This window comes from Methylophilus sp. DMC18 (assembly GCF_056314005.1).
Genome location: NZ_JBQUZE010000002.1, coordinates 263933 through 275212, shown reverse-complemented (window position 1 = coordinate 275212; position 11280 = coordinate 263933). Strand labels below are relative to the sequence as shown.

General features: G+C 53.4%; 9 protein-coding genes. 3 read left to right on the top strand and 6 right to left on the bottom strand.

The features are described from left to right. Positions 1-50: 50 nt before the first annotated feature. The 3 genes from ACT53G_RS05215 to ACT53G_RS05205 form a co-directional block, all read right to left on the bottom strand. Complete coding sequence (locus ACT53G_RS05215; RefSeq protein ID WP_476168879.1) at positions 51-800, bottom strand: hypothetical protein; 750 nt, start codon at positions 798-800, stop codon at positions 51-53. 92 nt (positions 801-892) lie between these two features. Next, on the bottom strand, positions 893-2437 hold the full coding sequence (locus tag ACT53G_RS05210) for an alkaline phosphatase (RefSeq protein WP_476168878.1): 1545 nt from the start codon (positions 2435-2437) through the stop codon (positions 893-895). A gap of 30 nt (positions 2438-2467) precedes the next feature. Beyond that, on the bottom strand, positions 2468-3214 hold the full coding sequence (locus tag ACT53G_RS05205) for a PEP-CTERM sorting domain-containing protein (RefSeq protein WP_476168877.1): 747 nt from the start codon (positions 3212-3214) through the stop codon (positions 2468-2470). Positions 3215-3567: 353 nt separating this feature from the next. Between ACT53G_RS05205 and acpA the strand changes: the two genes are divergently transcribed. From acpA to ACT53G_RS05190, 3 genes are all read left to right on the top strand, one after another. Next, a complete protein-coding gene (gene acpA / locus ACT53G_RS05200; RefSeq protein ID WP_476168876.1) occupies positions 3568-5658 on the top strand; it encodes an acid phosphatase in 2091 nt (696 codons plus the stop codon). Between the two features lie 70 nt (positions 5659-5728). Continuing rightward, entirely contained in the window at positions 5729-6349 is a 621-nt protein-coding gene (locus tag ACT53G_RS05195) for a hypothetical protein (protein WP_476168875.1), read from the top strand. An 81-nt stretch (positions 6350-6430) separates the two neighbouring features. Next, positions 6431-7678, top strand: a complete 1248-nt coding sequence (locus ACT53G_RS05190; protein ID WP_476168874.1) for a cytochrome-c peroxidase — start codon at positions 6431-6433, stop codon at positions 7676-7678. 331 nt (positions 7679-8009) lie between these two features. Here ACT53G_RS05190 and ACT53G_RS05185 read toward each other — a convergent pair whose 3' ends face one another. From ACT53G_RS05185 to ACT53G_RS05175, 3 genes are read right to left on the bottom strand one after another with little or no spacing between them, the layout of a single operon-like run. Then, positions 8010-9014, bottom strand: a complete 1005-nt coding sequence (locus tag ACT53G_RS05185) for an AI-2E family transporter (RefSeq protein WP_313988187.1) — start codon at positions 9012-9014, stop codon at positions 8010-8012. Positions 9015-9054: 40 nt separating this feature from the next. Beyond that, positions 9055-9612 (bottom strand): IMPACT family protein, encoded by a 558-nt coding sequence (locus ACT53G_RS05180; RefSeq protein ID WP_476168873.1) that lies wholly within the window; start codon positions 9610-9612, stop codon positions 9055-9057. A 10-nt stretch (positions 9613-9622) separates the two neighbouring features. Continuing rightward, on the bottom strand, positions 9623-11266 hold the full coding sequence (locus ACT53G_RS05175; RefSeq protein WP_476168872.1) for a formate--tetrahydrofolate ligase: 1644 nt from the start codon (positions 11264-11266) through the stop codon (positions 9623-9625). Positions 11267-11280: the final 14 nt, after the last annotated feature.

Below are 11280 nucleotides of genomic sequence, written 5' to 3'. Positions count from 1 at the left end.
CGATGCCTGGGCATGCAGTCCAGACATCGCTAGCGATCAGGCCGACGCGACTAATGATGATGCGACTGCAAGCCAGGCGCATCGTGCGCTTTGGCCAGCCATTGCATTTCGGAAGGGTTGTGTTCCATATCGCCCAAATCGGCATAATCTACATGCTGGTACTGGCTCAACGCCGTCAAAGAGGTTTTGGGCGCGACTTCGACAGGCTGACCAGGCTTGGCTGCCGGTTGCAACGCCTGCAACTGTATGCTGACCGTGTGTTGTGGATAGGTATATTCGACCTTGTAGGGCAATTTCAAGGCTGGAATCCACCAGACCTGACTACGGATCCCGTTGCCCAAGGTGCCACTGTACTTCTCAATAGCATAGCCATACTGTTCGCTGGCTTCGTCTGCCACTTTTTGCAGGCTGGCCAACTCGGCATCGGTGACCAATTGCGTCTTCAGTTGCCATGTGGCTTCATCCATTTTGATCGCCAGCAGTTTTAAATCCACATCGCTGTAATCAATGGTGCGCTGCTCGTCATGCATCAGGTAAATATAGCTGAATTGCCCACCCGGTTTTTTCTGCCACAAGCTGCTGTGGTGAGCTGGCTCGCCATTTTGATACAACTGACGAATTTCCACCTCATCCTGGTCACGCATCAGCCACCATTGCAAGTGCTTGGCGGCATCGGCCTGGCATGGCAAGGCGCACTGCACGGTGTCATAGCGTGCAGTGATGATTTCTTCGGCCTGCGCGCCAGCGCTTATCATCGCCATCACCAGCGCAAAACAGCCAGCGGTTTGTTTCAATCTCATGATGATTCCATTTCTTACTAAAGGCAGAGGGCAGCTTGCGCTGCCCCACTGTTAAACCAATTGATGTTCAGGTCTATTCTAAAGACAGTCGATTAAAAACCGAATGCATCTTTCATGACTTGATAAATGTAGCTTTGCTCTTGTACCCCATGGACCAGATAGGCTTTAGGGCCGACGGCATAAATCGCAACCTCTTCACCAGCATGCGTTTCAGAGCTCAGTGGCACCAGTGCCTCCTGGTGGAAATCTGGGTCCTCAGTATCCACGCCTGACATGTCGACCACGCGGCCTGCAGCAATCGCCTCATTGTAAACCGCATCACCTGGTGAGTTAGTGTGATAGCCTGGGCCGTTGGCAAAGCTCACGGTGGTGTAAGGCTTGCCATCAGCCGCCAGCGTTGGCGTGGTTTTACCTGGCTCAACCACTTTACCCAAAATCGGGTTACCACGTTTTGGGTAGCCGCCTATGGTCAGGGTGTGGCTATGGTCAGCTGTGACAATAATCAAGGTGTCGTTCAGATTCACTTTGGAAGCCGCTTCACGCACCGCATCTGACAGCGCCACCGCATCTTTAAAGGTACGGTAAGCATTGCCTGCATGAGAAGCATGGTCAATCCGGCCACCTTCCACCATCAGGAAAAAGCCATTCTGGTTTTTCTTCAAAATGTCGATGGCCTTGCCCGTCATCTCTGCCAAAGAAGGCTCACCAGCGATATCGTTAGGACGGTCTTGCTCGTATTCCATGTGGGAGGGGTTGAACAAGCCCAAGACTTTATTGGTCGTGGCTGGATTCAAGGCATTGAATGCCGATTGATTTTCGATATAGACGCCACCAAACTTGTTCACATATTCTTGCGTCAGGTTACGGCCATCGGTACGGCGGCCTTTGGCACCTTCGATATCTTTAATACTGTTAGGCAAAAAGTAGCTACGGCCACCGCCAAAGACGACATCAACGCCATCGCCAAGCTTGCCATTGCCAAAGTTATCAATCAGTTGTGCGGCAATATCCTTGACGCCATTGCTAGCCGCCGCCGCTGACAGGTTAGCGTTGGCTTCCCAGTCACGGTTGGAAATATGTGCATAGGTGGCTGCCGGGGTGGCATGCGTGATACGGGCAGTCGACACCACACCAGTGGCTTTGCCAGCTTGCTCGGCCTGTTCCAGCAGGGTGGTTACTTTATTCGCATTGATCACGGCAGGGTTAGCCTCATTGCGCGGAACAGACTGGTTCAATGAAATGATGCCGTCATTGGTTTTCACGCCAGAAATGATGGCGGTCATGGTCGGTGCAGAGTCAGAGGTCTGCTGGTTGGTCGAATAAGTTTTGGACAGGGCCACATAAGGGAACTCTTCAAAAGACAGTTTGTTGCGCTCACCATCCTTGCCTTTGAGCTGACCTTCAAAAATACGCGCGCCAGTGACCGTCGAAATCCCCATACCATCGCCGACAAACAAAATCACGTTTTTGGCTTTGCGTGCATTCGGTACCAGTTTTTTACTGTCGCTCAGGCTTGCTGCGCCATCGTTGAGCCAGAACTGGGCGTTTTCCTCAGCCATCAAAGGTTGTGTCAGGGAGACTTGTGTACCCAGCAGCATGGCCAACAGAGCAGTAAGTTTTAAGTTAAACAGTTGCATGATTGTTTCCTCAAAGATATTCGTTATAAGTTATTGTGCGCGTCTACGCATGATGGCGGCAATCAAACCAAGCCCCACCAGCATCAAGGCATTGGTATCCGCTTCAGGGACTGCAGAAGCCGTTTGCAAGCTAATATTGTCTACGCCCAGTTGAAGAGAACCCTGGTTGGCGACACTGGCGAAGCGCAACATGAATTGGCCTCCGCCAGACAGGATGGAGGTCAGGTCAAACTGGTAGCTCAGGTAGTTGTTGGCAGCCAGCGTGCCATTGGCACCGCCCAGATACAGGCTCTGCAGGACATCGCCCTGGCTGGTAGAAAAAGGATCACTGCCCGCCTTTAAGATATCCACACGGACATGCTGGTTTGGATGATCGGTTGCGTCAACGGTGTAATCAAGGCCACCTGCATCGACAGCACTGCTGGCTGACTGATTGTTGACAAACATTTGGAAGGTCAAGGTCGCCTGGCTGACCGCAGACGTCGTAAAGTTTTGATACAAGATGTTGCTGGCCAGGCCGTTATTATCAAGCAAACCGTAATGTGTGCCCTGATAAGCGCCAACGGTGGTGTTTCCGGTGACTTCAGTCGTGGTGCCTTGCTGTGCCAGTACGCTACCAAGGATGCCAGCTTCAGCCACTTGCCAGCCGACGATGTCATAGGCGTCTACGCCCTGCACCTCGAAGCCACCATTTTGGATTAATTCAGCGGCGTGTGCTTGAGAGAGCAAAGTCGCTCCCATCAACCCAGCCATGAGCCAAGGTTTCAATGTCATCATTCATCCTCTCGCAGATGGTTATATTACGTTTTGTACACGGTTAAGTGCTTGTCATGTCACAAGTCATTTGCTTGTGTTAGCCCATGCATTCTTGAAAAACTCTGTGTCAGACAGGTTACGGAAACATGAAATTTATGTGACATGCCTGACTAGTTTTAAGCTGTTCAACACCCCCTAAAACATTAAAAAATGTAAGCCAGTGTTGGGTTCACGCAACCTTCATAAAACCATCACGCCCACTAGTCATGATGAGCTACGTTTCGGGCGCAGGACCACTGAATGCCTGTTACACAGCCAGGTTACGATTTCCGGGCTCAAGAATTGTTCTTGTGCTCTTGATATGGGGATGATTTATGAATTTTTTTCGTTTGTTACCAATTTCTGCTGCAGTATGGATGGCCTTAAGCGGACCAGCTTTCGCCGCGGCCAGCACCTCTGGTGTTGTGATCGGCTTGCATGGCGCCAAGCTTGCCAATACCCTGGTTTGCATTGACGCCAACCTGAATGCCCGCTGTGACAGCGGTGAAGTCAGCACACAGACCAATGCCAACGGCGAGTTTAACCTGGCAGGCCATGGTGCTCTGGTGGCGCAAGCAGGGAAGTCTGTGTACCGCGCAGCTGCCGAAAACACGACCGTTGTCAGTGCGTTGAGCACCGAAATCCTGGCGCTCATGGAAGGCAGCAATCTTGATTACATGACCGCACGCGATCGTCTGGCCGCCAGACTACACGTCAGCGGATCACAGCTAGAAGCTGACTTCACACAAACGAGCACTGGCGCCGACCTTGACAGCCTGATGACCGAAAACGATGAGCTGCAAAATCGCCTTGCCGAAGCGGTGCGCGAGGCTGGCAGCAAAGGCAATCTGAATAAAGCGCTGAGCAACCGTCTAAATCTGGACAAAATCGAGCATTTTGTCGTGATCTACCTCGAAAACCGCAGTTTTGACAACCTGTTTGGCAAATATCCAGGCGCCAACGGCCTGAATACACCACAGGCTAAAGCGATCAAACAGGTAGACCGCGACTACACCACGACGCTGACCACCTTGCCACCGGCTTGGGGTGGCATGCTGGCCAATGGCCAGAAAAACACCGCTGGCCAGGCCATCACCCAGGCACAAACCGCTGGGGTGTGGCCCAATGCGCCCTTTCAGGTCGATGCCACGAGTGACCAGTTTGGCTATGGCCTGGTGACTGGTAACAACATCACCCGCGATCTGTATCACCGCTTTTTTGAGAACGCCATGCAAATCAATGGCGGCCAGAATAACCTTTATGCGGCCTTTAGTGATGCCGGTGGTTTATCCATGGGTTATTTTGATGGTAGCAAAATGCAACTGTGGGGGCTGGCTAAAAAGTACACCCTGGCAGATAATTTTTACCAGGCCGCATACGGCGGTTCATTCTTGAACCACCAGTATCTGGTCTGCGCTTGCGCACCGGCAATTTCCGCCGATACCGTCGCCAATAACAAAGCTTCTCTCAACGTCTTGACTACCCCAGTCAACGGCGTGCCACAATTGGCCCGCAACAGCTCCATGAGCGCCTCTGCGATTGGCACCAACGCCACCAACACCTCATTCAAGAGCGGCAATATTGCCCCATTGGACTACTTTGGTGCGGGTGACGGCTATCGCGCCGTGAACACCATGCAGCCACCATTCCAACCCAGTGGCAATGCGCCGGTGACCAGCGCCTCAGGTAACCAGTTGCTGTACGCCAACCCATCAGCTTCGACCACCTTGCCAGCACAAACCATCACCACCATTGCAGACCTGCTGGATAGCAAGCAAATCAGCTGGAAATGGTACTCAGGCGGCTGGAGCGATGCGGTCAATGATCGCAGCAATGTCTACAAGTCAAACAGCTTTGGCGTGGCAGATGCGACCCATGGCGACTTTCAGGCCCATCACCAGCCATTTAACTACTATGCAAATTTTGACCCAGTGGCCCATGGCACCTACCGTAACAGCCACCTGCAAGACCGTGCAGATTTGTTGAATGACATTACACAAGGCACCTTGCCAGCCGTGTCGTTCTATAAACCGATTGGCAACCTGAACCAGCACCCAGGCTATACCAACGTCACCAATGCGGATGATGAAGTGATGACCATCATCAGCCAGTTGCAAAACAGCCCGCAATGGAATAACACCCTGGTATTGATTACCTATGATGAATTTGGCGGCCAGTTTGACCATGCCGTGCCTCCTAAAGGCGATTTGATCGGGCCAGGCACACGTATTCCGGCCTTGATCATTTCACCTTTTGCCAAAAAAGGCGCCGTGGATCATACCCAGTATGACACCGGTTCTGCCTTGCGTTTTATCACACACCGCTACTCACTGCCGCCATTGGACGGCCTGAAAAAGCGTGATGAAAGCTTGCAAAGCCATGGTGCCAACATCATGGGCGACCTGACCAACGCCCTGGCATTCTAATCATTACAACATACGGCGCAGTTGGGTATCCCAATTGCGCTGACTGAATCTTAACTTCTGGAGAAGAATCATGATCAAATCTTTGGGCTTTGCCACCCTGCTGGCCTTCACCTTCGCATCCAACAGCAGTGTTGCGGCCACCCCTACCATCGTGTTTTCAAGTGCTAACTATGTGAGCGAATCTGCCGCTTTCGGTAGTTACATCATCGATAACACGGATTATCTGGGTGTACGCCTCACCTTGAGCAGCAGCATGGATATTTCCTACATTGGCGGTAACTTCAGCCAATTCTCCGATGGCAATATCTTTGGGGCGATCGTCAAAGCCGGTGACTGGAATAGTAGCACCCTTGCTGCCAACAGCCTGGCACATACCGTCTTTGCAGCGACCGGTGGCGATCAACTCGCTTCACTGGGCAGCACCGTTCATCTGGCCGCAGGCAGCTATGACATCATCTTTGGTTCCGGTCAATTTGGCGCGACTGGCTACAGCGCTCTGGTTGACACGCAAGATGCTGCCAGCACCAGCAATATGTTCCAAAGTACCGACGCAGGCGTGACCATCAGCGCGCTGTCCGGCACGGCTGTACGCGTAACCGCCGCCGCAGTGCCAGAAGCCAGCAACACTGCGATGATGCTGGCCGGCCTGGGCTTGACTGGCCTGATGCTGCGCAGACGCCAGTCCAAATAATCACATTTTTGTGCCCAACAAAGCGGATGAGCAGCCTGTTTATCCGCTTTTTTATTCGCTCCATTCACTGCTATGCTCAACTTGAAAACATTATTGCTGACCGTGCTTTGCTTCTCTTCTTTGCAATTGACGGCTCAGGAAGATGAAACCTTAGTCCCGCCGCAGGTACAAGAACCCCAGGCGGCCAATACGCTGTCACCCGCCTCACGCACCCAGGCATTGACGGCGCTGGGCAAACGTCTGTTTCATGATGCGCAACTATCGGCTTCGGGCAAATTATCCTGCGCCAGCTGCCATCAGGCCCAGAACGCGTTTACGCCAGGCAACCCGCAGTCGGTTCAAAAGGGCGGTGACCATATGCAGTTAATGGGGACGCGGGCAGTGCCTACCCTGATGTACTTGCAATCCACCCCGCCTTTCACAGAACACTACACCGAAGATGAGGGCTTACAGCCTGGCCTGGATAATGGTCCGGCAGGCGGATTCACCTGGGATGGCCGCGTCAACACGCTGGCCGAGCAAGCAAAAATCCCATTATTTTCAAGCAATGAAATGGCCTCGACACCGAGCCTGCTGGCCAAAAGAATACGCCAGGCTTATCCCCAGGCGTTCAGCCAGTTGTTTGGCCCGGCCAGCTTGCAAGCCGACGCCGCCATCACGGATGCGGTTTTATTGGCGCTGCAAACCTACCAGCAAGACGCGACAGAATTTGCGCCCTATTCCAGCAAGTTTGATCACGTCATGGAAGGCAAGGCCCGCTTTACCGCGTTGGAGGAAAAAGGCTTGCGGCTATTTATGGACCCCAACAAAGGCAACTGTGCAAGTTGCCACCAGGCAGCAGTCGTCCATGGTGCCCTGCCGCAATTTACCGATCATGGCTATGCTGCACTGGGTCTGCCACGCAATCCACACATCGCGCAAAATCATGACCGGCACTATTACGACCTCGGCTTGTGCGGCCCGGCCAGACAGGATTTGAATGCAGAGTACTGTGGCTTGTTTAAGGTGCCGACGCTGCGCAATGTGGCGCGCAAAAAAAGCTTTTTCCATAATGGCGTGGTACACACCCTCAGAGATGCCGTGCGCTTTTATGCTGAACGCGATACCGCACCAGAAAAATGGTATCCGCATGACCGTACCGGCAAGCGCCTCAAATTCAATGACCTGCCAGAAAAGTATCAAGACAATATCGAGATGAAAGCCCCGTTTGGCCAACAGCCTGGTGACCCCGCCCCGCTGGATGCAAAGGAGATCGACGCGATTGTGGCCTTTTTAAAAACGCTCAACGATGAAGCGCGCACTGGCAGCCGCCTGGCCAGAGCACCATAATCGCAGCGCGCTATCCCCAAAAAGAAAAAGCCCCGACGGGTCGGGGCCAAAGAGACTTTAAACTTGAAAAACACGCCACAATTACACAAAAGCATCCAAAATGCTGACAATGAGCAGGATGAGCAATCCAAACCATAATACTTTTAGATTAAACCCTGTCATTTCTTGTGTCCTTGCGATGTGTGTAGAATACTTGTCTGGTTAAGCCGCCACAATGGCCCGTTCGGGTCATCTGTTTCAACCTCCGACCACGCCAGGCCAGACTGGCAAATGTGAGCATGACCGCCATGGCTGATTAATGTTTTTACCGAATATCCAGACATTGCAGCCCTTAAACCCACTCCCGTGCCCGACACTCGCTTTTAAGGTAGGCATAGTAAACCGGCGCAGCGACGATGCCCGGCAGCCCAAAGGTGGCCTCCATCAGTAACATGGCGACCAGCAACTCCCAGGCGTGCGCGCGGATTTGCCCGCCAACAATACGCGCGTTTAAAAAGTATTCCAGCTTGTGAATGACGATGAGAAAAGCCAGCGAGCCCATGGCGATCACAAAGGAATGACTGGTACTGACTATGACAATCACAGTATTGGACATCAGGTTGCCCACCACAGGCAGCAAGCCAACCAAAAAGGTAATCGCAATCATGGTCTTGGTGAATGGTAGATGTACACCGCACAACGGCAAAATCACGATCAGGTAAATCGCGGTCAGGCTGGCGTTGACCGCGGAAATTTTCACCTGCGCAAACACGATATTTTTAAACGCCAGCGCAAACAGCGTGATGCGATTGAGCAGGCTTTGCGCAAGCGGTTTATGGTTACCGTGTGTTTGCACATCATGCAAGGCGACCATGGCCCCGATCACCATGCCGATCAGAATATGCGCCAGATGATGCCCGGCCTCCTTGCCCAGCAATTGCCAATCTGCCGAATGTGAACGTAACCACTCAATCACGGTTTGCTGCAAGGTAATCGCATCATCTGGCAAACGCTCGTTGAGCCAGGGCGGCAACACTTTGCGCGAGTCTTCAATGATTCTAGCCAGTTGATCAAACAACATGGCCAAACCGCCGCTGTCACTGCGGATCAGCGTCACAATCCCCATGCCCAAGGCAACCAGCAGGCCGATCACCAGCGTGGCAATCAGCATGACTGCCAGCCATTTGGCATATTTACCCGGCAATTTGCGTGCAATCAGCGGCGAAATGACATGAATCAGCTCAAACACCAGCATGCCGACCAGTAACGCGGGCAATAATTGCACCTGCAATACCAGCCACATTAACCCTACCATGAGCAAACAGGTGGCAGTATCCAGTCGTTGGGTTTGGTTCACGTCGAACTCCGGTTCCTCAGTTGTTCAGTCTATTGCGCGACTAAAACTTGGCGCGTATTTGTTGGGCGGCATCCAGGGGCAGCTTGAGCAGAAAATGCACAGCCTCATCAAACTGCTTGTCCAGAATTTCGCCCTGGCACTTTTGTACTTCGCGGGTCAGTTCATCTACCCGTTTATAACTGGTTGAGATCTTCAGTTGCACCATCTCGACGAAAGGCATGCTTCCGGCTTGATCCATGGCCTGCTTGGCCGTGCCGCCATACGCCCGCACCAAACCGCCAGTGCCCAAATTGATGCCACCATAATAGCGCACCACCGCCACACAGCAATTGACATAATTCTGCCCATCCAGCATTTGCATGATGGGTTTACCGGCCGTGCCTGCCGGCTCACCGGCATCTGAAAAACGCGCGACAATGCCCTCAGGAGTTTTCATGCGAAATGCATACGCCAAGTGGCCGGCAGTTTGATGGTCGCTGGCAAACTGACGTAAAAACAGGGCCAGTTCGCGCTCATTTTCACAGCGCTTGGCCCGTGCGATAAAGCGGGATTTATTGATGGTTTGATCGGCTTGACCGAGTTGGCTAAACGTTTGCATGACACAGACTTCAGGATAACCCCTGTATTCTACCATCTGCATCGACGCTAATCCGGGTGCTGGCGGGCTGCTTGGGCAAGCCGGGCATGGTCATGACGTCTCCACAGATAGCGACGACAAAGCCTGCACCACGCGACAAGCGCAGCTCTCGCACATGCAATACATGATCCGCGGGCACATTGCGCAACTTGGGGTCACACGAGAACGAATACTGCGTTTTGGCGACACACACCGGCAAGCCCTGGCTGACTTCTGCCAGACGGGCAAGTTGCTGTTGTGCCAGCGCACTAAAGGTCACCCCGCTGGCGCCATAGAGTTTTTGCGCAATGGTGTCTAGCTTTTCAGTCAGGGACAAATCGTCTGCATACAGTAACGAAGGCGTCGATGCTTGTTGGGCCTGGTCAGCCACCGCGTGCGCCAGCGCAATCGCCCCGGCGGCGCCCTGTGCCCAGTGATGGCAGACATGCAGACTGGCGCCCAAGGCTTGCACGGCTGCCTGTACTAACGCGATTTCGGCCTCGGTATCCGCAGTAAAATGATTCAGCGCCACCACCACCGGCAAATTGAAATGCTGGCGTAAATTCGTCACATGCTTGCGAAGGTTGGCCACGCCCACCTGTAAAGCGGCGAGGTTTTCGCGGTTCAAGTCCGCCACATCCACCCCACCGTGATATTTCAAGGCGCGCACCGTGGCAACGATCACCGCCACATCCGGCCGCAGGCCAGACTGGCGGCATTTGATATCCATGAATTTTTCTGCACCGAGGTCGGCACCGAAGCCAGCCTCGGTCACCACATAGTCCGCCAGGCGCAAGGCGGTTTGTGTCGCTACCAGAGAGTTGCAGCCATGAGCAATATTGGCAAACGGCCCCCCATGTACGAGCGCCGGCGACCCTTCCAGGGTCTGTACCAGATTGGGTTGAAAAGCATCTTTAAGCAAGGCGGCCATGGCGCCTTCAGCCTGCAAGTCACTCGCCAGAATCGGGCTGCCTGCTGTACTCAAGCCGACCTGAATCCTTCCCAGTCTAGACGTCAAATCGGCCAGATCGGTCGCCAGGCAAAAAATGGCCATCACCTCACTGGCGACGGTGATATCAAAGCCGGTATGGGTATTATTTTCCAGCGTGAGCCGCCGTAAGGCGCGATCATTCATATCTATACAGCGGCGCCAGCTGACGGTGTCAAACTGCAGCGCATTGCCCTGATATATATGGTTATCTACAAGGGCAGCCAGCAAATTATTGGCGGCACTGATGGCATGAAAATCACCGGTAAAATGCAGGTTGATATTTTCCATCGGCACCACCTGCGCATAGCCGCCGCCGGTCGCCCCGCCTTTCATCCCAAACACGGGCCCCAGAGAGGGTTCACGCAAACAGGCCATTGCCTGATACCCGGCCTGATTCAAGGCATCGGTCAATCCTATCGTGGTCGTGGTTTTGCCTTCGCCTGCCGGGGTCGGATTGATCGCCGTGACCAGGATCAGTTTGGCTTTGGCAGGTTGCGCCTGCAAGCGGTTGACGGTGGCCTGCGTCAATTTGGCCATATGCTGACCATAGGCATGCACATCGTCCGCCACAAGCCCAAGCTTGCTGGCAATGTTGACGATAGGCGTTAGCGTGGCGGCCTGGGCGATCGCGATATCACTGAGCATGTCTCTTCCTGACT